19 protein-coding genes are annotated in these 22,677 nt (G+C 72.5%); 6 read left to right on the forward strand and 13 right to left on the reverse strand.

What is annotated here, in order from left to right; all coding sequences use genetic code 11:
* Window positions 1-41: 41 nt before the first annotated feature.
* Genes ACIO3R_RS26270 through afsQ1 form a run of 3 tightly spaced genes read right to left on the reverse strand, consistent with a single transcriptional unit; the run spans window position 42 to window position 2,868 of the window.
* The gene (locus ACIO3R_RS26270; protein ID WP_402109286.1) at window positions 42-656 is read right to left on the reverse strand and encodes a hypothetical protein; all 615 of its coding nucleotides are present in this window, start codon (window positions 654-656) and stop codon (window positions 42-44) included.
* Window positions 656-2,194 carry an ATP-binding protein gene (locus ACIO3R_RS26275; protein WP_385036414.1) on the reverse strand — a complete coding sequence of 513 codons (1,539 nt, stop codon included), beginning with the start codon at window positions 2,192-2,194 and terminating at the stop codon, window positions 656-658. Before ACIO3R_RS26275 ends, ACIO3R_RS26270 begins: the two co-directional genes overlap by 1 nt.
* Window positions 2,191-2,868: a two-component system response regulator AfsQ1 gene (afsQ1, locus tag ACIO3R_RS26280; protein ID WP_026171255.1), complete on the reverse strand. Its 678-nt coding sequence runs from the start codon at window positions 2,866-2,868 to the stop codon at window positions 2,191-2,193. Before afsQ1 ends, ACIO3R_RS26275 begins: the two co-directional genes overlap by 4 nt.
* A 192-nt stretch (window positions 2,869-3,060) precedes the next feature.
* On the opposite strand from afsQ1, the gene ACIO3R_RS26285 reads away from it, so the two are divergent.
* A complete protein-coding gene (locus ACIO3R_RS26285) occupies window positions 3,061-3,822 on the forward strand; it encodes a SigE family RNA polymerase sigma factor (protein WP_385036413.1) in 762 nt (253 codons plus the stop codon).
* A 196-nt stretch (window positions 3,823-4,018) separates the two neighbouring features.
* Here the strand turns inward: ACIO3R_RS26285 and ACIO3R_RS26290 are convergent, their stop codons facing one another.
* The 3 genes from ACIO3R_RS26290 to ACIO3R_RS26300 all read right to left on the reverse strand — a co-directional run bounded on the left by ACIO3R_RS26290 (window position 4,019) and on the right by ACIO3R_RS26300 (window position 9,395).
* Entirely contained in the window at window positions 4,019-6,280 is a 2,262-nt protein-coding gene (locus ACIO3R_RS26290) for an alpha-L-rhamnosidase C-terminal domain-containing protein (protein WP_402109158.1), read from the reverse strand.
* A 43-nt stretch (window positions 6,281-6,323) separates the two neighbouring features.
* A complete protein-coding gene (locus tag ACIO3R_RS26295; protein WP_402109160.1) occupies window positions 6,324-8,501 on the reverse strand; it encodes an alpha-L-rhamnosidase C-terminal domain-containing protein in 2,178 nt (725 codons plus the stop codon).
* Window positions 8,502-8,756: 255 nt separating this feature from the next.
* On the reverse strand, window positions 8,757-9,395 hold the full coding sequence (locus ACIO3R_RS26300; protein WP_385040835.1) for a uridine kinase: 639 nt from the start codon (window positions 9,393-9,395) through the stop codon (window positions 8,757-8,759).
* 141 nt (window positions 9,396-9,536) lie between these two features.
* Here ACIO3R_RS26300 and ACIO3R_RS26305 point away from each other — a divergent pair, with 141 nt between their 5' ends.
* The gene (locus ACIO3R_RS26305; RefSeq protein WP_402109163.1) at window positions 9,537-9,944 is read left to right on the forward strand and encodes a hypothetical protein; all 408 of its coding nucleotides are present in this window, start codon (window positions 9,537-9,539) and stop codon (window positions 9,942-9,944) included.
* Window positions 9,945-10,000: 56 nt separating this feature from the next.
* On the opposite strand, the gene ACIO3R_RS26310 is transcribed toward ACIO3R_RS26305, so the two are convergent.
* From ACIO3R_RS26310 to deoC, 3 genes are read right to left on the reverse strand one after another with little or no spacing between them, the layout of a single operon-like run.
* Complete coding sequence (locus tag ACIO3R_RS26310) at window positions 10,001-10,906, reverse strand: aldehyde dehydrogenase family protein (protein ID WP_402109166.1); 906 nt, start codon at window positions 10,904-10,906, stop codon at window positions 10,001-10,003.
* Window positions 10,899-12,335: an aldehyde dehydrogenase family protein gene (locus tag ACIO3R_RS26315; RefSeq protein WP_402109168.1), complete on the reverse strand. Its 1,437-nt coding sequence runs from the start codon at window positions 12,333-12,335 to the stop codon at window positions 10,899-10,901. The genes ACIO3R_RS26310 and ACIO3R_RS26315 overlap by 8 nt, the downstream gene beginning before the upstream one ends.
* Before the next feature lie 5 nt (window positions 12,336-12,340).
* A complete protein-coding gene (deoC, locus tag ACIO3R_RS26320; RefSeq protein WP_363022449.1) occupies window positions 12,341-13,288 on the reverse strand; it encodes a deoxyribose-phosphate aldolase in 948 nt (315 codons plus the stop codon).
* A gap of 146 nt (window positions 13,289-13,434) precedes the next feature.
* Here deoC and ACIO3R_RS26325 point away from each other — a divergent pair, with 146 nt between their 5' ends.
* Complete coding sequence (locus tag ACIO3R_RS26325) at window positions 13,435-14,073, forward strand: PH domain-containing protein (protein ID WP_402109171.1); 639 nt, start codon at window positions 13,435-13,437, stop codon at window positions 14,071-14,073.
* Between the two features lie 197 nt (window positions 14,074-14,270).
* On the forward strand, window positions 14,271-14,933 hold the full coding sequence (locus tag ACIO3R_RS26330; RefSeq protein ID WP_402109172.1) for a choice-of-anchor D domain-containing protein: 663 nt from the start codon (window positions 14,271-14,273) through the stop codon (window positions 14,931-14,933).
* Between the two features lie 68 nt (window positions 14,934-15,001).
* Here the strand turns inward: ACIO3R_RS26330 and ACIO3R_RS26335 are convergent, their stop codons facing one another.
* The gene (locus ACIO3R_RS26335) at window positions 15,002-15,985 is read right to left on the reverse strand and encodes a LuxR family transcriptional regulator (RefSeq protein WP_402109175.1); all 984 of its coding nucleotides are present in this window, start codon (window positions 15,983-15,985) and stop codon (window positions 15,002-15,004) included.
* Window positions 15,986-16,177: 192 nt separating this feature from the next.
* Between ACIO3R_RS26335 and ACIO3R_RS26340 the strand changes: the two genes are divergently transcribed.
* Complete coding sequence (locus ACIO3R_RS26340; RefSeq protein ID WP_385036724.1) at window positions 16,178-17,590, forward strand: aminopeptidase P family protein; 1,413 nt, start codon at window positions 16,178-16,180, stop codon at window positions 17,588-17,590.
* 152 nt (window positions 17,591-17,742) lie between these two features.
* Here ACIO3R_RS26340 and ACIO3R_RS26345 read toward each other — a convergent pair whose 3' ends face one another.
* The 3 genes from ACIO3R_RS26345 to ACIO3R_RS26355 all read right to left on the reverse strand — a co-directional run bounded on the left by ACIO3R_RS26345 (window position 17,743) and on the right by ACIO3R_RS26355 (window position 20,898).
* The gene (locus tag ACIO3R_RS26345) at window positions 17,743-19,383 is read right to left on the reverse strand and encodes a phospho-sugar mutase (RefSeq protein ID WP_402109178.1); all 1,641 of its coding nucleotides are present in this window, start codon (window positions 19,381-19,383) and stop codon (window positions 17,743-17,745) included.
* A 117-nt stretch (window positions 19,384-19,500) separates the two neighbouring features.
* Complete coding sequence (locus tag ACIO3R_RS26350) at window positions 19,501-20,325, reverse strand: purine-nucleoside phosphorylase (RefSeq protein ID WP_385036728.1); 825 nt, start codon at window positions 20,323-20,325, stop codon at window positions 19,501-19,503.
* 135 nt (window positions 20,326-20,460) lie between these two features.
* Window positions 20,461-20,898, reverse strand: coding sequence for a gamma-glutamylcyclotransferase (locus tag ACIO3R_RS26355; RefSeq protein WP_024490113.1), 438 nt, complete (start codon window positions 20,896-20,898; stop codon window positions 20,461-20,463).
* Window positions 20,899-21,147: 249 nt separating this feature from the next.
* On the opposite strand from ACIO3R_RS26355, the gene ACIO3R_RS26360 reads away from it, so the two are divergent.
* Window positions 21,148-22,587, forward strand: a complete 1,440-nt coding sequence (locus ACIO3R_RS26360) for an NAD(P)H-quinone dehydrogenase (RefSeq protein WP_402109181.1) — start codon at window positions 21,148-21,150, stop codon at window positions 22,585-22,587.
* The last annotated feature ends 90 nt before the right edge of the window (window positions 22,588-22,677 follow it).

A 22,677-nucleotide genomic window follows, 5' to 3' on the forward strand; every position in this document is an offset into this window, starting at 1 on the left:
GGGAGACATGGCTCACCGTGCGGCAGGTCAAGGCGGCGCGCTCAGGGCAGCCGGACCGCGCCCAGGGTCGGTACGGCCTTCGGGCTGGCCTTCGTCTCCGCGGTGCACAGGTAGCCGCGCGGCGCGTACGCCCCCGGACCGCCGAGCATCACCGTGCCCTCGTGGACGAGCGGCTCGCTCTCCGTGTACGTACAGACGATCTGGGCCAGTGCCACGGGGGTCAGGTCCTCCGGCTGCTCGCTGAGCCGCAGCGCGCCCTTCGGGTCGCCCGCACGCGGTCCGCTGACCCGCAGCGCCGACGGGACGTCCGTGGAGAAGCCCGCCTGCCGCTCGGAGGCCGGGGGCTCCCTGCGCAGCTCGTCCAGGAGGGCGACGGCGACGGTGATCCGGTCGGACTTCGCCTCCTGGACCCGGACCGTGCGGTCGACCGTGACCAGCTGCGAGTTGCAGACGAGGTAGATCTCCGCCGAGAGGCTCTGCCGGGGCTCTGCGGAGGCGTCCGGCGCGGGCATCGCGCACGGCACCCGGGACGGCGCGGGCCCCGCGTCGACCGGCACCGATGTCGTCCTGATCCCGCAGCCCGCGGCCAGTACCGCGCAGAGCGCGGCTGCGGCCACCATCGCGGTGGGGCGTCGGCCCCGGCGTTCGCTGCGCATCACGTCGCGTCGTCCTCCTCGTCCGGGAGCTCCGCGTCGGGGCCCTCCGCGGTGCCGCTCAGCGCCTCCGCGTCGCGGGGCAGGCGCAGGACGAACACCGCCCCGTCGCCGTCCGGAGAGTTCGCGGCGGTGATGTCACCGCCGTGGATGTGCGCGTTCTCCATGGCGATCGACAGTCCCAGACCGCTGCCCTCCGACCGCGGCCGGGAGGCACTGGCCTTGTAGAAGCGGTCGAAGACATGGGGCAGTACGTCCTCGGGGATACCGGGACCGTGGTCGCGGACCTCGATGACCAGCTCGTCGCCCTCGGTCCGTACCGTGACCCGCACCGGCGAACCGCCGTGCTTCAGCGCGTTGCCGATCAGGTTCGCAAGGATCACGTCGAGCCGGCGCGGATCGAGGCGGACCATCATGCCGCGCTCGGCGTCCAGATCCACCGCGTCCAGCCAGGCGCGGACGTCTATGCAGGCCGTCACCTGGTCCGCGACGTCGACGGTGTCCAGGACCAGACGGGCCGTGCCCGCGTCGAAGCGGGTGACCTCCATCAGGTTCTCCACCAGGTCGTTGAGCCGCCGGGTCTCGCTGACCACCAGGTGCACGGCCGGCGCGATCATCGGGTCGAGGTTGTCGGCCTCGTCCTCCAGCACCTCCGCGACCGCGGTGATCGCGGTGAGCGGGGTGCGCAGCTCGTGCGACATGTCGGCGACGAAGCGGCGGCTGGACTCCTCCCGCGCGGTCATGTCCGCGACCTTCTTCTCCAGGGAGCTCGCCGTTCTGTTGAACGTCCGGGAGAGATCGGCCAGTTCATCGGTCCCGGACACCACGAGGCGGGTGTCGAGCTTGCCCTCGCCGAGCTTGCGGGCGGCGTCGCCGAGGCGCTGCACCGGACGCAGCACGGTCGTCGCGGCGGCCTGGGCGAGCAGCGCGGAGCCGACCAGCGCCAGCGCGGTGGCGATCCCCAGTGACCAGGCGAGGGAGTTCAGGTCCTGCCGTTCCTGGTCGAGGGACTTGAGCATGTAGCCGGTCGGGCCACCGCCGATGATCTTCGTACCGCCGACGAGATACGGCGTGCCGCGGATCGAGGTCCGCTGCCAGAACAGGTGGTAGCCGTACTTGTTGCCCGCCTTGACCGGCTGCTTCCTGGCGACCTGCTCCTGCAACGACTTCGGCACGTTGTCCCGGGTGAAGCTGTCCACGTCGGAGTTGCCGACGATCGGCTTGCCCGGATCGCGCTCGTCGATCAACAGCACGCTGTAACCGGGACTGCTGCTCGCCATCTGCGCGGCGGCGTGGTCCAGATCGTCCTTGGTGGGCCGGAGCGGCAGCGAGGCCGCCCGGTTCTGCATCTCCTGGCGGAAGTCCCCGAGCGCCGAGTCCTGGGTACGGGTCAGCACCGCCTCGCGGTTCAGCCAGTACGCGATCCCGGACGCGGACACCGCGGCGGTCAGCGCCACCAGCGCGAACACGACGACGAGCCGCAACCGCAGGCTGGTCCAGCGGAGCCCGGCGAGCAGGCCCCGCCGCACAGCCGTGCTCACTGCGGCGAGTCCAGCCGGTATCCCACGCCCCGCACGGTACGGATCAGGGTGGGCGAGGACGGTACGTCCTCCACCTTCGCGCGCAGCCGCTGGACGCAGGCGTCCACCAGCCGGGAGTCACCGAGATAGTCGTGTTCCCAGACCAGCCGCAGCAACTGCTGCCGGGACAGGGCCTGGCCGGGGCGGCGGCTCAGTTCGAGCAGGAGGCGCAGCTCGGTCGGCGTGAGCTGGAGATCCTCCCCGTTCTTGGTGACGGTCATCGCGGACCGGTCGATCACCACGTTCCCGAACGTCGCGGAGTCCGTGGACTCGCGCTCGCCCCGGCGCAGCACCGCACGGATCCGGGCGTCGAGCACCCGGCCCTGCACGGGTTTCACCACGTAGTCGTCGGCGCCGGACTCCAGTCCGACCACGACGTCGATGTCGTCGCTGCGCGCGGTGAGCAGAATGATCGGCAGCTGGTCGGTGCGCCGGATGCGCCGGCACACCTCGAATCCGTCGATCCCGGGCAGCATCACATCCAGTACGACCAGGTCGGGCCGCTGTTCTCGCAGCAGGTTGAGGCCGTCCTCTCCCGTCGCCGCGGTGGCCACACGGTGGCCCTGGCGTGACAGCGAGAGTTCGAGGGCCGTGCGGATGGCGTCGTCGTCCTCGATCAGCAACAGGAAAGGCACGCTGGTCATTCTGACCCATGGTGGAGCCCTAGTTCGACAGTTGGTCCCCCCTTATGCATCCGGCACCTCCGGATCGCACCCGCGCCGGGCCCTGTGACAGGCCTGTGACAGTCGGGGGACAGGGCCATGAAACTGCCCCGGCAAGCTCGTTGACACAAGGAACGGACGGACACCACCGACGGGGGGCGCGAGATGAACGCAACTCACAGCATCACCGCAAGCGCAGTTGTCACGCGTCTCCACGACGTCGGGAGGACCGCCGAGAAGTCCGGCGCCGCATTGAACGGACGGGGGTGCGTTCGTGGCGTCGGGCGTCAGCACCCGTCGTACATGACGGTGGTCGACGCACCCGCCGCAACGGGCGGGACCAACGGGGGAAGCACGTACGGGGAGGCCACGGGGGACCGGCGGGCCCCGGCGCGGGACGAGGACGCCGAAGCGGTGTTCACGGCCTACGTCAGGGAACGCCGTGCCTCCCTGTACGCCACCGCCTACCACCTGACCGGCGACCGGTTCGAGGCCGAGGACCTGCTGCAGAGCGCCCTGTTCTCGACGTACCGGGCCTGGGACCGGATCAGTGACAAGGCGGCGGTCGGCGGCTATCTGCGCCGTACCATGACCAATCTGCACATCAGCGCCTGGCGCAGGCGCAAGCTGAACGAATACCCGACCGAGGAACTGCCGGAGACGGCGGGCGACACGGACGCGATGCGCGGTACCGAGCTGCGTGCCGTGCTCTGGCAGGCGCTGGCGCGGCTGCCGGAGCTCCAGCGCACGATGCTGGTCCTGCGGTACTACGAGGGCCGTACGGACCCGGAGATCGCGTCCATCCTCGACATCAGTGTCGGCACGGTGAAGTCCAGCATCTGGCGGTCGCTCCGCCGGCTGCGTGAGGACGAGGTCCTCAGCTTCGGACGTGATGAGGAGGAGTCCTTCGGCGAGCTGGTGGCCTGAGGCGACGGGGGGAAACGGGGGAAACGGGGAACGGGGGAAACGGGGCCACTGCTTCGGGGGAGGCGGCGGCGCACGGGGGAGAACGCCGACGGGGTCGGACGGGCCGGGGGGTCCCGTCCGGCCCCGTCGGCGCGTGCGCGGGGGCCGCTCATGGCGAGCGGCCCCCGCACCCGTGACCGGTACGGACGGACCGCGGTCAGCCGCGGTGCGCGCGCAGCACGTGGTGACCGGACCGGACACCGTCGACGTACACCCGCGCCCCGTCGGTGGTGGCCTTCGCGCCGCCGACCGCCCGGGAACCGTTCCAGACGGTGACCCCGTCGAGCGTCACCCGCACCCGCTTCCCGCCGGTCGGGACGGCGAGGCGTCCCGAGGTGCCCCGGGGAGCCGTGGCCTCCAGGACGAAGCCGCCGGCCCCGGAACGCCAGGAGGCGGTGATGTCACCGTGCGGTGTCGGGACGCTGCCCTGGGCCCAGGGCAGGCCGCCCGGGTGCGGCACGATCGCGTACGCCGAGAAGCCGGCACCGGTCGGCCGCACGCCCAGCACCTGGTTGGACAGCGTGACCGTCGGGCCGGACGCCCAGCCGTGGGCGAGGCTGGTGAACTGCTTGATGCCCGGCTCCCCGTTCACATCGGCCTTCTCCCAGAACGTGCCGCCCGGGTCCTGGGCGAGCTGATGGCCCCAGAACGTACGGAGCAGCTCCAGGGCGCTCTGCTGCGTCCCGCCGCTCGGACCGGCCGCCGTCAGCCGCGCGTCCGCCTCGAAGCCGCTCGGCAGCGGCTCGTAGGACGGCCTGATCGAGGCGTTGGGCGTGCTCGGCGAAACGGTCAGGGCGCCGTACGGTCCCCAGCTGTTGCGCTTCAGGTACTCCATCGCCCGCCCGGCCCGCACCGGGTCCGCGATGCCGGCCAGGACCGCCGTGGCGTTGGCGTCCTGCGGATAGGCGTCCGGAATCTCGCGGGACAGCCGGTAGGCGCCGGCGCTCTCGTCCCAGAGCTGCTCGTTGACGGCCTTCCTCACCTCCGTGGCGCGCGAGGCGTACCCGGCGGCGTCCGACGCGGCGCCCCTGGCCCCGGCGAGCTCCGCCATCTCGTCGAGATTGCGGGTGTAGAGGGCGTTGACGTACGTCTCGTGACCGCAGTCGCTGTAGCCGTAGTGCCCGCAGGAGCCGGAGTCCCGGAACGCGATCAGGCCCTTCGGGTCCGCGCCGCGTACCTTCTCCAGCCAGCCCGTCGCCCGGGTCAGCTGCGGCCACCACCGGTCCAGATAGGCGCGGTCGCCGGTGTAGAGCCAGTGGGTGTAGAGGTTGTGGACGAACCAGGTGACGTACTCGCCGTAGGTGCGCAGCTCGTCCTGGTTGTGCGGTCCGACCAGGCTCGCGGCCGGTACGTAGCCGTCGTCCAGTTGCTGCGCGGCGAGGGAGGACAGCGAGTTCTCGACCGCCGGGACGTCGTTCGTGCTCAGGTACGTCACCGGTGCCTGGACGGCGAGGTCGCCCTGCCAGACGATCCGGTCGCGCTTGCCGCCGTCGAAGATGACCTCCTCACGCGGATCGGCGTGCGGCACCCGGTCGTCGGCGTGGTCCGCCTCCCCCGGCTCGTACGGCCAGCTCTTCGCGGTGTCCGACATCCAGGTGTTGAGCTGGACGGTGTACGCGCCGGCGTACCAGATCTTGTTCAGCTCGTTGTCGCTGGAGAGGAACCAGCCCTTGTACGCCGCCGGGTCGGGCTGCTTGGGGACGGCGGTGAAGTCCAGCGACACCGCGCCGACGTCCACCCAGCCCGGACCGTCGAGGAACAGGGTCGCGTAGCGGAATCCGCCGCGCGGCTGCGGGTCGGTCAGGGTGGCCGGGAGTTCCGCCGGGTCGAGTTCGAGGGTGTGGCTGTCGGAGTCGTAGGTGTAGGCGGTGCCCGGGTAGCCGTTCCAGATGTTCGCGGTGTCGCAGCCCGGGGCGTGCGCGGCCTGGCCGTCGTTGTCCTGCGGGCCGGTCGCGGCGAACTGCCGCGACTCGCTGAAGCACACATGCAGCTTCGGCGGCGTCGCGGACGCCCCGGCGACCCGGACCCGGATCTTCCCGCCGGTGTTCTTGCCGAAGTCCAGGGTGACGAGCGGGGACCGGGTGCGGTCTCCGGTGCTGACCAGCCGGACCGGGTGCCGGGTCCTCCCCAGGACGGCCTTCGGGTCGCCCTCGATCTCTCCGCCACGCGGATCGGCGGAGAGCACGGACACCGGCTCGACGTCGTGCCCGGTGGGCGCGAGGACGTACGGCTTCCACCGGCCGGGCTGCGGCCGGTAGCCCGCGTCGTCCCAGGGACCGGCGTGCCCGGCCGACAGCCCGGCGCCGGGACGCGGCGCGGGGGACACCGCCCCCGCCGATGCGGGAAGGACGCCCAGCAGGAGGGCACCGCTCACGGCAGCGGCCAGACCCGTGAGGCGTTTTCTCGAACGTGTGGTCATCTGATTCCGGCTCCTGTTCGTGGTGCGCTGCGGGAAGGGCGGCTCAGCGTCGGCGTACCGTCACCTCGTGCGTGCGGCCGGACAGCCCGGACAGGACGACCCGGCCCGGTACGGCACGGGCCCCGCGGGCCAGGGACGTCCCGTCCCAGACGCGCTTCCCGTCGACCCGCACGACGCAGGGGCTCCCCTCGGGCACGGGCACCGAGACCTCGTCCACCACCGCGGCCGGCGCGCTGAGCGTCAGGTCGAAGCCGTCGTGCGACCGGGCCCGCCACGACACCCGGATCACTCCCGCGGGCGTCGTCAACTGGCCTTCCGCACGCCGCAGTCCACCGGGCCGAGGGGTCACGGAGTAGCCCGTGCCGCCGTCCGCCGACGGCGCGATGCCGAGCAGGAAGTAGGTGAGCGCGGACGTCGGGCCGGTCGACCAGCCGTGGGCGGCGCTCATGTACGAGCCGCTGTAGTCGGAGGTGCCGTCGGTGCGGTACCCCTCCCAGAAGGTGCTCGCGGTTCCGTGGGGGGCGTTCAGCATGAAGCCCCATTCGCGGCGGATCAGTTCCAGCGCCGTCCTGTCGCGGCCCGCCGCGAAGTGGGCGTGCACCTCCATGCCGCCGGGGAACGGGTGGACGGCGTCGGCGCCCTTCTCGGGTGTCAGCGCCCCGACGGGGGTCCACCGCTTCGCCAGCGCCGCGCTCACGGTCCGCGCCCGCGCGGGGTCGGTCACCAGGCCGAACCAGAGGGCGAGCGCGTTGCCGTCCTGCGGGTACAGCTCCGCGCCCGCACCGGTGGGCTTGTCCCGGTACAGCCCCGCCGACGCGTCCCAGTAGCCCTGGGTGCCGACGGCCAGCCTGAGCTTCCGCGCACGCTCCGCGCAGTCGGCGGCGGTCGCCCCGTCGCCCATCGAGCGGGCGAGCGGGCCCGCCGTGACCAGCGCCCGGTACATGATCGCGTTGGCTTCGAGGTTCTTGCCGTCGGCATCGGTGCGGGCCCAGTCGGCGGCGGCCGTCACGTTCAGCAGCCCGTCCGTGTCGATCTTCGCCACCACGTGGGCGAGGGCCTTGAGATAGCCGTCGTAGACCGTGCGCGTCCAGTCGAGGTCGCCGGAGAGCTGGGCGTAGGAGGCCGTGCCGATGAGCGTCCACAGGTGGTACGCGTCGGAGTTGCCGATGAAGTTGACCGCGGGCCCCGCGTACGGCAGCGCCCCGCTCGTGGGGTCCTGGTGGTTGTACAGGGTCTGGAGGGCGTTGCGCACGGTGACGAGGTCGCCCAGCGACACATGGTCGGTGAGCACGGAGATGCCCAGGTCCCCGGGCCAGACCGTGCGGTCGCGCTTGGCGCCGTCGACCAGGACGGTGCTGCCCAGCTCCCCGACCCGGGCGTCGTTGGCCCAGCCGACGTCCGGCGGGCCCCAGACGCGTCCCTCGTCACTCGCGACGATGTTCGTCTGCACGGTGTAGGCACCGGCGTACCAGATCCGGTTCAGGAGATCGTCGTCGCAGTGGAAGTAGTTGGGGTAGGCGCGCAGGTCGCGGGCGTCCGGCGCGAAGGTCACCCGCACCGTCACCCCGGTCAGGGCCACCGTCGCGCCGGTCTCGTTGACGACGGTCAGGTACCGGAAGCCGCCCCGCTGCTGGGACGCCGGAGCGACCGCCCGCGCCGAACCGTCCTCCGCGACGGGGGTGTCCTTCGAGGTGTCCACCCGGCCCCCGGGCGGCGCCGGGTACCGCACGGCGGGCTCGTCGTTGCTGCCGCCGTTGGAGCCGTCGCTCGCCGACGGGCTGACATAGGTGGACAGCTCGCTGTAGGTGAGCCCCACGACCTGCCCCTCGTCGCTGCTCCCCGCGACGGCGAGGGCGACGAAGCCGCCGACCTCCCGGCCGAAGTCCAGCGTGACCGAGGAGCCCGCCCCGGTCAGCCGGGCGGCACCGGAGCCGTGGCGGGACGTCAGGGACGCGGCGCCCTCGACCGTGCCGGTGGTGGTGTACACGGCCACCGGACGCACGGTGCGGCTCGCGGGCGACAGGTTGTGGGCGTCCCACGGGCCGGCCGGCGCCTTGCGGTACGGCCGGGGGGCGGTGGCCGGGTGCGCGGCGCCGGGCACACCGTCCGGCTCCGCCGCCCCGGCGGTGCCGGGCAGCGCACCGGCCGCCGCGGCCGCCGCGACCAGTCCGCCGGCCAGGAAGGCGCGCCGACGCGGACCCTCTCCCGATTCGTGGTGCATGACGATCCTTCTCTCATGAGGGAAACGTTGTCATGGGGCGTTCGCGAGGCCGTGCGACAGCGGGCGGGCAGGGCGGAGCGGTCGGTCCAGGCCATGACGGTGGCCGGACCGACGCACTGTGAATCGTTTCAATCCGTGGCCTCAGGGCGAAGGTATACGGGCCGGTCCGGCCCGTACAGAGGTATGCCGAACATCGCCGGAAGCCGTCCGGCGGGAATGCGCCGCGCGAACGCGGCCCGATCCGGCCGGGGGGCGCTACACCGCCCCGCGCACCGATCGTGCCCGGCAGTGTCCCGCCGCGGCCGCGGCGAGCCGGCCCAGGGCCTCCTCCTTGCCGCAGGGGTACGCCCCCAGTTCGGCCTGGCGTGCCACGATCCGCCGCTCGGCCCGCATCAGCCGCCAGCCCCGCCGCAGCAGGAACGGCACGGACTTGCGGCCCTCGCGCAGGTCCCGGAGCAGCCGGCGGCGGAACGTCGTCGTCGGGCGGCCGCGCAGGCACAGGGCGTCGGCGAGCACCCCCAGTGACCGGCACCGCTCGACGACGTCCGCGGCGAAGATGCCCTCGGCCACGAAGAGCGGGGTGCGCTCGATGTGGAGGACCTCGTGGCCGGTACGGGAGCTGGTGGCGATGTCGTACAGCGGCACGTCGGTGCGGCCGGTGCGGCACAGCGCGGTGATCGCGGCGACCGCGGCGTCGGCGTCCCAGGACCGTGCGGAGTCCCAGTCGATGTCCGGGCTGCCGGGGACGAGCGGCAGCGTGGGGTCACCGGCCTCCTTGTAGAAGTCGTCCAGCCGCAGCACCGGAAGGCCGCTGCGGGCGGCGAGGGAGGACTTGCCGGAGCCGGAGGGGCCCGTCAGCAGGACGACGCGGGTCGAAAGCGCTTGGGAACTCACAGGACATGAGTGTGAGGCATTGACCCGCACAGGGGACCCCCCGGAGGTCTTGTTGGTATCGAGCATCACACCTCAACTACGCTGTGCTTCCAGACGATTACTCGATTGATGCTTCGATCGGCCCGATCAGGTGGGAAATCCATGGCACGTCACGCACTTTCCAAGTCCCGGCGCCGCGCTCTGCTGCGGGCAGGCCTGACCGTCACCGCGGTGGGAGCCGCCCTCGGCGCGGGGGGTGCGGTGGCCCAGGCGGCGCCGCTGCCCGTCGCGCCGGCCGCCGGCTCCGACAGCACCGGCCTCGGCGCGGCCACCCATGCCGCGGGCGGGGCGGTGGCCGGGGCGCTCGACAACAGCATCGCGCCCGTGACGCATCTGCGGCTCGACCCGCTGGCCGGCACCGGCACGGACCCGCTGGACAACGCGGTGGGGACCCAGGTCGCCGACTTCAAGCCGGTCTCCACGGCCCTGCTCACCGACCCGCTGACCAGCGGCGGCGCACTGAAGGACCTGCCCCTGGTGGGGCAGGTCACCGGGCTGCTGCACCGCTGACACGGAGGTGGCCCGTGCCCCGGGGCTCCGGGGCACGGGCCACGCCCGCGTGCGCGTCAGTACGAGGAGCCCGAAACGCCCAGCGCGCCCGTCGGGTGCCAGACCGTCTTGGTCTCCAGGAACGCGGTGAGCCGGTGCGTACCCGGATCGGCCGACCAGTCGGCGCCGGAGGCGCCGTCCACGGCCTGTGGGCGCAGGACCCGCTTCAGGTTGTCGGCCGCCGCGACCTCCAGCTCCTTCGCCAGGTCCGCGTCGGCGCCCGTGAGGTCGATGCCGTTCACGTCCTGGTGGGAGGCGAGCGGCGCGGCGATCTCCGCCGTCCTGCCGGAGAGGATGTTGACCACACCCCCCGGCAGGTCCGAGGTGGCCAGCACCTCACCCAGCGACAGGGCGGGCAGCGGCGCGTCCGCGGAGGCGATGACGACCGCGGTGTTGCCCGTGGCGATCACCGGGGCGATCACGGAGACCAGGCCGAGGAACGACGAGGCCTGCGGGGCCAGGACCGTGACCACACCGGTCGGCTCGGAGGCGGAGAGGTTGAGGAAGGGGCCCGCGACCGGGTTCACCGCACCCGTGATCTGGCCGATCTTGTCGGTCCAGCCCGCGTACCAGACCCAGCGGTCCACCGCCGCGTCCACGACGGCGGCGGCCTTGGACTTCGAGAGGCCCTCGGCCTCCGCCACCTCCCGTGCGAACTGCTCCCGGCGGCCCTCCAGCATCTCCGCGACGCGGTAGAGGACCTGGCCGCGGTTGTACGCGGTCGCGCCCGACCAGCCGCCGAACGCCTTGCGGGCGGCCACGACCGCGTCGCGGGCGTCCTTGCGGGACGACTGGGGCGCGTGTGCCAGCCACTTGCCCTTGGAGTCCGTCACCTCGTACACCCGGCCGCTCTCGGAGCGGGGGAACTTGCCCCCGACGTACAGCTTGTAGGTCTTGAAGACGCGTCGTCGCTCGTCAGACATCGAGGTAGGCCTCCAGACCGTGACGGCCGCCTTCGCGGCCGAAGCCCGACTCCTTGTACCCGCCGAACGGCGAGGTCGGGTCGAACTTGTTGAACGTGTTGGCCCAGACGACGCCCGCCCGGAGCTTGTTCGCCACCGCGAGGATGCGGGAGCCCTTCTCCGTCCAGATGCCGGCCGAGAGGCCGTACTGGCTGTTGTTGGCCTTGGCGACCGCCTCGTCGGGCGTGCGGAACGACAGGACCGACAGCACCGGGCCGAAGATCTCGTCGCGGGCGACGGTGTGTGCCTGGGTGACGTGGGTGAACAGCGTCGGGGGGAACCAGTAGCCCGAGGAGGGCAGTTCGCAGGGGGCCGACCAGCGTTCGGCTCCCTCGGCCTCGCCGGTCTCGACGAGCGCGGTGATCCGGGAGAGCTGCTCCGCGGAGTTGATCGCGCCGATGTCGGTGTTCTTGTCCAGCGGGTCGCCCAGGCGCAGCGTGGTCAGCCGGCGCTTGAGGGCGTCCAGCACCTCGTCCTGGACCGACTCCTGCACGAGGAGCCGCGAGCCCGCGCAGCAGACCTGGCCCTGGTTGAAGAAGATGCCGGTGACGATGCCCTCGACGGCCTGGTCGATGGGGGCGTCGTCGAAGACGATGTTGGCGCCCTTGCCGCCCAGCTCCAGGGTGGCCTTCTTGTCCGTGCCCGCGATGGACCGGGCGATGGCCTTGCCGACGGCGGTCGAACCGGTGAACGCGACCTTGTTGACGTCGCCGTGCTCGACGAGGGCCTGGCCCGCGTCCCCGTAGCCTGTGAGGATGTTGACGACGCCCCTGGGCAGTCCGGCCTGGCGGCAGATGTCCGCGAAGAAGAGCGCGGAGAGCGGCGTCGTCTCCGCGGGCTTGAGGACCACCGTGTTGCCGGTGGCGAGCGCCGGGGCGATCTTCCAGGCGAGCATCAGGAGCGGGAAGTTCCACGGGATGATCTGGCCCGCGACGCCGAGCGGGCGCGGGTTCGCCCCGTAGCCCGCGTGGTCCAGCTTGTCGGCCCAGCCCGCGTAGTAGAAGAAGTGCGCGGCGACCAGCGGGAGGTCCGCGTCACGGGTCTCCCTGATCGGCTTGCCGTTGTCCAGGGTCTCCAGGACGGCCAGTTCGCGCGAGCGCTCCTGGATGATCCTGGCGATCCGGAACAGGTACTTGGCGCGCTCGGAGCCGGGCAGCGCCGACCACTTCCCGAACGCCCCGCGGGCCGCCTTCACGGCCCGGTCCACGTCCTGCGCACCGGCGCGGGCGACCTCGGAGAGGACCTCCTCGCTGCTCGGCGAGACCGTCTTGAAGACCTTGCCGTCGGCGGCCTCGGTGAACTCGCCGTCGATGAACAGGCCGTACGAGGGCGCGATGTCGACGACCGAACGCGACTCGGGAGCGGGTGCGTACTCGAATGCAGATGCCATGGGGATCAGTCCACCGTCACGTAATCGGGGCCGGAGTAACGGCCGGTGCTGAGCTTCTGGCGCTGCATCAGCAGGTCGTTCAGCAGGCTGGAGGCGCCGAAGCGGAACCAGTGGTTGTCCAGCCAGTCCTCGCCCGCCGTCTCGTTCACCAGGACCAGGAACTTGACGGCGTCCTTGGAGGTGCGGATGCCGCCGGCCGGCTTCACGCCGATCTGGACGCCGGTCTGCGCACGGAAGTCGCGCACCGCCTCCAGCATCAGCAGGGTGTTCGCGGGCGTGGCGTTGACCCCGACCTTGCCGGTCGACGTCTTGATGAAGTCCGCGCCCGCCAGCATCCCGAGCCAGGAGGCCCGCCGGATGTTGTCGTACGTGGACAGCTCGCCGGTCTCGAAGATGACCTTCAGCCGGGCCCGGCCGCACTCGGCCTTCACGGCGAGGATCTCCTCGTACACCTTCAGGTAACGGCCGGAGAGGAAGGCACCCCGGTCGATCACCATGTCGATCTCGTCGGCCCCGGCGGCGACGGCGTCGCGGACGTCCGCGAGCTTCACGTCGAGCGCGGCCCGGCCGGCCGGGAAGGCCGTCGCGACGGACGCCACCTTCACACCGGAGCCGGCCAGGGCGGCGACGGCGGTCGCCGCCATGTCGGGATAGACGCAGACGGCGGCGGTGCGCGGGGCCGTGCGGTCGGTGGGATCGGGATGGACGGCCTTGGCGGCGAGCGCCCGGACCTTGCCCGGGGTGTCCGCGCCTTCCAGCGTCGTCAGGTCGATCATCGAGATGGCGAGGTCGATGGCGTACGCCTTGGCCGTCGTCTTGATCGAACGGGTTCCGAGCGAGGCGGCGCGCGCTTCGAGGCCGACGGCGTCGACGCCGGGCAGCCCGTGCAGGAAGCGGCGCAGCGCACTGTCGGACGCCGTCGCGTCGGCGAATGCGGGTGCAGTGGTGGGCATGGTCACCAGATGAGCATATCTACGCGCGTAGCGGCCTGTACAGGGGCCCATGCCGTTCGTGTATCGCACGGCTCCACGACGCCGGGCGCCCGGCGGACGGGAAGCCGCCCCCGCATCCCTTGCGCCCGTCAGGCAGAATCGGGCTCATGACGAGCCCCACGCCCCCCGCCGAGCCCACCTACGCCGACCGGACGTTCCGGTCGCCCGCCGGGCTGGTCGGGGGCGCCCTGCTGCTCCTGCTCATCCTCTGGATCGGCCTGGACGCCGCGATCCGGGGCGAGGGCCGGGCGCCGTGGCTGGCGCTGGCCGGGCTGCTCACCGCGATCCCGCTGGTGGTCGCCTTCACCCTGCGCCCCGTGGTGTTCGCCGGCGAGCGGCGCATCCGGGTCCGCAACCCGTTCCGCACGATCACCCTGCCGTGGACCGACGTCGCGACCGTGCGGGCGAGCTACTCCAGCGAGCTGTTCACGCAGGACGGCACGAAGTACCAGCTCTGGGCGGTGCCGGTCTCGCTGCGGCAGCGCAAGAAGGCGGCCCGCCGGCAGTCCCGCGAGTCGATGGACGATCCGTACGGCCGGACGCCGGTGACCGCCGACGTGCGTGCCACCAGGGCCCTGACGGCGGGCGCCGACCAGGCCGTGGTGGACCTGCGCGAGCTCGCCGAACGGGCGGGTGAGACGCCGGTGGCGGGGGACGTCGTCAAGTCGGTGCGCTGGGCGTACGAGGTGATCGCGCCGGCCGTGGTGGGCGCGGTGCTGCTCGTGGTGATCGCCGCGATCGGCTGACACCGGGGGCGGGGCGCGCGGCGGGCCGGTTCGGTGAGCGGGGCCGGTGCGGCGCGGGTGCGTGGTCACGGCTGACGCCATGCCCACGTATGGAGTCTTGTCCGGGCAAATCATATGTTCTGCCGATAGTGAGATGGTTACCCATCGATCAAGGGAGCCCTCTCGTGCTGTCGCGCCGACGCTCTGCACGTTTCGCCATGTCCGCTCTTGCCGCCTGCGCCGTGAGCCTCGCGCTGACCCCCGCGGCCCAGGCCCGTACCGCCGAGGCCACGGCCGCCGTCACCGCGCCCTACCGCGCACCGGGCGATGTGACGCTCACCGGCGGGGACTTCGGGACGGTGGAGGTCGGCGACACCGGCACCGTCACCCTCACGCTGACCAACAACGGGACCGGGGCGGTGGGCTTCGACGGTCTCCCGCTGAACCTGCCCGACGGGGTGACCCGGACCGGCGGCACCTGCGACCTGGACGCGGCACTGCTGGCCGGTGAGTCCTGCACCTTCGAACTGACCTGGACACCCACGGCCGAGGGCCCCTACACGGGCTCCGTCTCCCTGACGGCCGACGACGACGGCTCCGTCTACGTGGTCACGGCGCAGGTCACCGGAAACGCGACGGTCACGCCCACGCCCGCGCCGACCCCGACCCCGACGCCCACCCCGACCCACACCTGGCCGACGTCCCACCCCAGCCACACGGGCCCCGCCTGGCCCGGCCACAGCGAGCCGCCCCACCTGGCCGAGACGGGCAGCGGCTCGACCGGGCAGGGCGTGCTGCTCGGCCTGGCGGCGGTCACCCTGGGCGCGGCGGGCTTCGTTCTCACCCGGCGCGGCCGGGGCCGCACCGGCGCGCACCAGTAGGACATCGGGCGGGGCCGGGTCCGCCGGGGCGGGTCCGGCCCCGCCGTGCGACCGCCGCCCGCCGGCGCTCACAGCCAGCCGCTGCGCTGCGCCTGCAACGCCAGCTGGAAGCGGTTCGCGGCGCCCAGCCGGGCCATCAGGACCTGGAGGCGGCGGAACAGCGTGCGGCGGCTGATACCCAGCTCGCGGGTGATGGCCTCGTCGCTCGCGCCGCCCGCCAGGAGCCACAGCAGACGGCGGTCGGCGGGCGGCAGACCGCCCGGACGGGTGGTGCTGCCGTGGAACGGCAGGGCGTTCCGCCAGGACTGCTCGAACAGCGCGATCAGCGCGGACAGCAGCCCGCACGGCTGCACGACCAGCATCGTGTTGTGCACGTCGGCCTCCTTGATCGACAGCGACACGAGGGCGTACGCGTCGTCGATGATCACGAGCTTGACCGGCACGGACGGCAGCACCCGGGCCTGCTCACCGGCGTTGACGCACGGCTCGATGACGTCCTTCAGATGGCCCGGATGCTCCAGCGACTCCCGCGAGTACACGACACGCTGCGTCACCCCGCGCGCCAGCGTGGCCAGCGCGTCCTCCGTGGCGCCGGGCAGGGGGAAGTACGGCGGCGACTCGAACTGCCGGATCTGATCGCGGGCGCTCGCCCAGGCCTGGCGAATCCTGGGTCCCACGGCGTCTCCGGTGACGACCTCGACGAAATGGTCGTTGTACGCCGCGAGCCGCTGACGCCGGAACGAGTCGAACGCGCCCCCGACGGCGATGCGCGACGCCTCGACCTCGCTCGCCCGGCGCCGGGCGAGGATCTCCAGGCCCGCGGCCGGCGGCACCGGGGCCACCACGTCCTCGTCCTCCCCGGCGGCGCCGGCCAGACCGGCGTCGACCAGCGCGCCGTACGCCGCGTCGAGCTCCGCCCCTGCCAGGCCGGCTGCCGCGCCGATCGCCGCCAGCGGCGCCGGAGCCAGTTCGAGCAGCGCCAGATAGACCCGGCCCGCCGCGTCACCGAGTCCCAGGAGCCGGAGGGCCTCACCGAGTTTCGCGTTCGTCATGTCCGTATTATCCAACGGCTCCCGTCCGCCGTGGCCGATTTGTGCCAGTGGCACTCCTTCGCACCGCTCGCGCGGCGTGCGGGATACCGTCCGAGTGCCGCCGCCGACCGGCGGCAGCGAGGGCAAACCGGTCCGTACCCGGGACGTACACCCCTCGCAGCCGAGGAACCCACCCGGAAGCAGGTGCACGACGTGGCGAAAGACCGCAAGAACCGTCTCTACCCAGGGATCTCCGAGGAACTGTCCGCACTCATGCGGACGGGCTGGGCGGACACCGAGCGGCACGACCTCCAGCTGAGCGAGCAGGCCCCCTACGCGGCCGGCCGCCGCGCCGCGCTCTCCGCGCGCTTCCCCGGCGAGCGCCTCGTGATCCCCTCCGGAAACCTCAAGGTCCGCTCGAACGACGACGGCTACGCGTTCCGCCCCTACACGGGCTATGTGCACATGACCGGCGACCGGGCCCGGGACGGCGCCCTCGTCCTCGAACCCCGTGCGGACGGCGGCCACGACGCCTACTGCTTCCAGCTGCCGCGCGACAGCCGGGACAACGACGAGTTCTGGACCGGTCCCCACGCGGAGCTGTGGATGGGCCGGCGCCGCACGCTCGCCGAGTCGGAGCTCGTGCTCGGCCTGCCCTGCCGCGACGTCCGCACCGCGGCCGACACCCTGGCCGCCGGCTCCGGCGCGCCGACCCGCATCGTCCGCGGCATCGACCCGTCCCTGGAGGACGCCGTCACCACCGACGAGGAGCGCGACGACGAGCTGGAGGAGGCGCTCAGCGATCTCCGTCTCGTCAAGGACGACTGGGAGATCACCGAGCTGCGCAAGGCAGTCGACTCCACCGTCCGCGGATTCACCGACGTGATCGGTGAACTCTCCCGCGCGGTCGCCTCGTCCGAGCGCTGGATCGAGGGCACGTTCTTCCGCCGCGCCCGCCTGGAGGGCAACGCCGTCGGCTACGGCTCGATCTGCGCCGCGGGCGAGCACGCCACGATCATGCACTGGACGGACAACGACGGCCCGGTGCGCCCCGGCGACCTGCTCCTGCTCGACGCCGGCGTGGAGACCCACACCCTCTACACCGCCGACGTCACCCGCACGCTCCCGATCAACGGCACCTTCACGCCGCTCCAGCGCAAGGTCTACGACGCGGTGTACGAGGCCCAGGAGGCGGGCATGGCCGCCGTGAAGCCGGGCGCCGCGTACCGCGACTTCCACGAGGCCTCGCAGCGCCACCTCGCGGTCCGGCTGGTCGAGTGGGGCTTCATCGAGGGCCCGGCCGACCGCGCGTACGAACTCGGCCTCCAGCGCCGCTTCACCATGGCGGGCACCGGGCACATGCTCGGTCTGGACGTCCACGACTGCGCCCACGCCCGGAACGAGGAGTACGTCGACGGCGTGCTGGAGCCCGGCATGGTGCTCACCGTCGAGCCCGGCCTCTACTTCCAGCCGGACGACCTCACCGTGCCCGAGGAGTGGCGCGGCATCGGCGTCCGGATCGAGGACGACCTGGTCGTCACCGCGGACGGTCACGAGAACCTGTCGGACGGGCTGCCGCGGTCGGCGGACGACGTCGAGGCGTGGATGGCGCGCTTCGCCGGCTGAGTACGCCGGAGCCGTCACCGGCACAGAGGGAGGGCACCCGCCCGGAGCGGGGGTGCCCTCCCTCTGTCCGTGCCTGCGATTTCCGTGCCTGCGATTTCCGTGCCTGCGATTTCCGTGCAGGCGGGGGCGGCGTGTCGTGGCCCCCGCCCGCCTCAGATCCCGGCCGCGGCCGCCAGGTCCCGCTTGATGCCCGCGAGCAGCTCCGCGCCCCTTGCGCGGGCCGCCGGCAGCTCGTCGGCCGAGGCGACCGGCACCACGACCTCCAGGTAGCACTTGAGCTTCGGCTCCGTGCCGCTCGGGCGGACGATCACCCGGGCGCCCTCCAGGTGGTAGCGGAGCCCGTCGGTGGGCGGCAGCAGCTCGGTGCCGTGGAGAAGGTCCTCGGCCGAGACGACGGCGAGGCCGGCGAGTGCGGTCGGCGGCTGCTCGCGCAGGCGGCGCATGGCGTCCGCGATGACGGACAGGTCCTCGACCCGGACCGACAGCTGGTCGGTGGCGTGCAGCCCGTGCTCGACCGCGAGGTCGTCCAGCAGGTCGGGCAGCGTGCGGCCCTGTTCCTTGAGCACGGAGGCGAGTTCGGCGACGAGGAGCGCCGCTGTGATGCCGTCCTTGTCGCGGACGCCGTCCGGGTCGACGCAGTAGCCGAGCGCCTCCTCGTAGCCGTACCGCAGACCGTCCACCCGGGCGATCCACTTGAAGCCGGTCAGCGTCTCCTCGTGGCCGAGGCCCGCCTTCTCCGCGATCCGGCCGAGGAGGGACGACGACACGATCGACTCGGCGAACACGCCGGTGACCCCGCGGCGCACGAGGTGGGCGGCGAGCAGCGCGCCGACCTCGTCGCCGCGCAGCATCCGCCAGCCGCCGTCGGCGGCCGGGTCCGGGACGGCGACGGCGCAGCGGTCGGCGTCCGGGTCGTTGGCGATGACCAGATCGGGGTCCGAGCGGCGTGCGGTGGCGAAGGCGAGGTCCATCGCGCCGGGCTCTTCCGGGTTGGGGAAGGCGACGGTGGGGAACGCGGGGTCCGGCTCGGCCTGTTCCGCGACCAGGACCGGGGCGGGGAAGCCGGCCCGCTCGAAGGCCGCGGTGAGCACGGACGTGCCGACGCCGTGCATCGCGGTGTGGACGGTACGGGCGGTGCGCGGCGATCCGGCGTCGAGCACGGAGTCGGTACGCGCCAGATAGGCGTCCAGCACCTCTTCGCCGAGGATCTCCCAGCCGTCGCCGGGGCGGGGCACGGTGTCCAGCGGGCCGACCGCGTCGATCGCGGCGGCGATCCCACCGTCGGCCGGGGGGACGATCTGTGAGCCGTCGCCGAGGTAGACCTTGTAGCCGTTGTCGCGCGGCGGATTGTGGCTCGCGGTCACCTCGACGCCCGCGACGGCGCCCAGATGCCTTATGGCGTAGGCGAGCACGGGCGTGGGGAGCGGGCGGGGGAGTACCGCCGCCCGCAGGCCGGCGCCGGTCATCACGGCGGCGGTGTCGCGGGCGAAGTCGGTGGACTTGTAGCGGGCGTCGTAGCCGATGACGACGAGGCCGCCGGCCTGCCCCTGGTCCTTCAGGTACGCGGCGAGTCCGGCGGCGGCGCGGATGACGACGGCGCGGTTCATCCGCATCGGACCGGCGCCCAGTTCACCGCGCAGGCCCGCGGTGCCGAACTGGAGGGTGCCCGAGAAGCGGGAGGCGAGCCCGTCGAGGTCCTCGGTCTCGATGAGCTCGGCCAGCTCGTCGCGGGTCTCGGGGTCGGGGTCCTCGGCGAGCCAGGTCCTGGCCCGAGCGATGAGGTCCTGCTGCACGGTGTCCGCCTTCCTTGTGTTCTTGGTGGGGTTGCCGGGCGGGGGCGCGCCCGCGGCGGGCCTCTCCCCCTCCCCGCCTCTTCCCGTCTGGGGGCGGTGCCCCCGAAACGGTCCGGGTCAGATGCGGTCCAGCAGACGCGCCAGCAGCGAGCCCATCCGGGTCGCGGAGTCGCGGCCCGCCTGGAGCACCTCTTCGTGGTTCAGCGGCTCCCCGCTCAGCCCGGCGGCGAGGTTCGTCACCAGCGAGATGCCCAGGACCTCGGCCCCGGCCTCCCGGGCCGCGATGGCCTCCAGCACGGTGGACATGCCGACCAGGTCGCCGCCCATGACCCGGACCATGTTGATCTCGGCCGGGGTCTCGTAGTGCGGGCCGGGGAACTGCACGTACACGCCCTCTTCGAGGGTCTCGTCGACCTCCTTGCACAGCGCCCGCAGCCGCGGGGAGTACAGGTCGGTCAGGTCGACGAAGTTGGCGCCGATGATCGGCGACGCCGCCGTGAGGTTGATGTGGTCGCTGATCAGGACCGGCTGGCCGGGGCGCATGCCCTCGCGCAGCCCGCCGCAGCCGTTCGTCAGCACCACGGTCCCGCAGCCCGCCGCGACAGCCGTACGCACCCCGTGCGCCACGGCGGCGACGCCGCGGCCCTCGTAGAAGTGCGTGCGGCCGAGGAAGACCAGGGCGCGCTTCTCGCCGATCCGGTACGAGCGGATCGTGCCGCCGTGGCCCTCGACGGCGGGGGCCGGGAAGCCCGGCAGCGCGGTCACCGGGAACTCGGCCTCCGGAATGCCGAGCGCATCGCCCGCGGGTGCCCAGCCGGAGCCCATCACGAGTGCGACGTCGTGGGTCTCGGCACCGGTCAGCTCGCGCAGGCGGGCGGCGGCGTCGGCGGCGGCGGCCAGCGGGTCGCCCTGGATGTGGTCCGGAATAACTGATGCGTTCACGCGGATGAGCGTAACCGCTGATTCCCTACGCGCGTAGATGCTCCCGTACAGAGTCTGAAAGCAGCTGTTCGTGCGTTCCCACAAGCGGTGGGGCGGCGATCCTGCGGAAAGGCGGCTCGCGGGCGCTGTCCGGGCTCAGCAGGGGCGCTTGCGGAGTTCCATCACGTAGTCGTGCGGTGCGCCCGCGGAGTCGGCGGCATCCGCGATCTCGCCGAGGTAGCGGGCGGAGGGCAGCCCGCCCTCGTAGCCGTTCAGCACGTACATCCAGGCCGGCTCCTCGCCGTCCAGGGTGTGCACCCGGACCCGCATCCGCCGGTAGATGTCGAGGCCGACACCCTCCCAGCGGTCCATGGAGTCCTCGTCCATCGGCGCCAGGTCGTACAGGGCGACGAAGACCTGGGAGCGCGGCGCCTCGACCACCGTGGCCAGCGCACCCTCCCAGCCCATCTGCTCCCCGCCGAACGTCAGCCGCCAGCCGTTCAGCCAGCCGGTTCCGCGCAGCGGCGAGTGCGGTGCGCGGCGCGTCATCAGCCGCGCGTCGAGGTTGCCGGCGTATGCGGCGTAGAGCGACATGGGGTCGAGGGTACGGGAGGTGGCCGCGGGGAGGTCGATTCCTGGGAGGAAGACGCCCGCCCGGGGGGTGCGCCACCTGCGGCCCCGGCCCCCGCCCCGGGGGCCCGGTGCACGTATGGAGGGCCCCGGGGCGAAGCACCTTGGCGCGTGCGGGACAATGAAGTACGTACTGCATTCACCCGGGGCGACCCCCTGGACCCCGGCCGGGGAAGCAGACGGCCGCGGGACGAAACGCGAGGCGGACTTTTCGTGACCCGGATCGTGATCATCGGCGGCGGACCCGGCGGGTACGAGGCGGCATTGGTGGGCGCCCAGCTCGGCGCGGAGGTGACCGTCGTCGACTGCGACGGCCTCGGCGGCGCGTCCGTGCTCACCGACTGCGTGCCCTCGAAGACCCTGATCGCGACGGCAGAGGTGATGACCACCTTCGACTCCTCGTACGAGGAGCTGGGCATCATCGTCGCGGACGACACCCCGCACAAGGAGCAGGCGGCGCGCGTGGTCGGCGTCGACCTGGGCAAGGTCAACCGACGGGTGAAGCGCCTGGCGCTCGCCCAGTCCCACGACATCACCGCCTCCGTCACCCGTGCGGGTGCGCGGGTGATGCGCGGACGCGGCCGGCTGGCGGGCCTCCAGGCCGCCGACGGCTCCCGCCAGGTCGTGGTGACCGCGGCCGACGGCACGGAGGAGACCCTCTCCGCCGACGCCGTGCTGATCGCGACCGGCGGCCACCCCCGGGAGATCCCGGACGCGCTCCCCGACGGCGAGCGGATCCTGAACTGGACCCAGGTCTACGACCTCGACGAGCTCCCCGAGGAGCTCATCGTGGTCGGCTCGGGTGTCACGGGCGCGGAGTTCGCCGGCGCCTACCAGGCCCTCGGCTCCCGCGTCACCCTCGTCTCCTCCCGTGACCGGGTGCTGCCGGGCGAGGACCCGGACGCGGCCGCCGTCCTGGAGGACGTCTTCCGGCGCCGCGGCATGAACGTGATGGCCCGCTCCCGCGCCCAGTCCGCCAAGCGCGTCGGTGACCGCGTCGAGGTCACCCTCGCCGACGGCCGGGTCATCTCCGGGTCGCACTGCCTGATGGCGGTCGGCGCGATCCCGAACAGCGCGGGCATGGGCCTGGAGGAGGCCGGGGTCAAGCTCAAGGACTCGGGCCACATCTGGACCGACAAGGTCTCCCGCACCAGCGCGCCGGGCGTCTACGCGGCCGGTGACGTCACCGGGATCTTCGCGCTCGCCTCGGTCGCCGCGATGCAGGGCAGGATCGCGATGTACCACTTCCTCGGTGACGCGGTGACACCGCTGAACCTGAAGACGGTCTCCTCGAACGTCTTCACCGACCCGGAGATCGCCACGGTCGGCTACAGCCAGTCCGACGTCGACGGGGGCAGGATCGACGCCCGCGTCGTCAAGCTGCCGCTGCTGCGCAACCCGCGCGCCAAGATGCAGGGCATCCGGGACGGGTTCGTCAAGATATTCTGCCGGCCCGGTACCGGCATCGTGGTCGGCGGCTGTGTCGTCGCACCGCGGGCGAGTGAGCTGATCCACCCCATCTCGATCGCGGTCGACAACAATCTGACGGTGGAACAGATCGCAAACGCCTTCACTGTGTATCCGTCCCTGTCGGGATCGATCGCGGAAGTGGCCCGTCAGTTGCACACCCGCAAGCAGGCGGGCGAGGCGTAGAACCCCTCGGGGGCCGGGCGTTACCCGGTGACTCCCGGCAACTCGGGCGGTCCGGCGACCGCCTGCGATCAGTAGGGAACAACAACGGGG

This window comes from Streptomyces sp. NPDC087428 (genome assembly GCF_044744085.1).
In the GTDB taxonomy this organism is placed as follows: Bacteria; Actinomycetota; Actinomycetes; order Streptomycetales; family Streptomycetaceae; genus Streptomyces.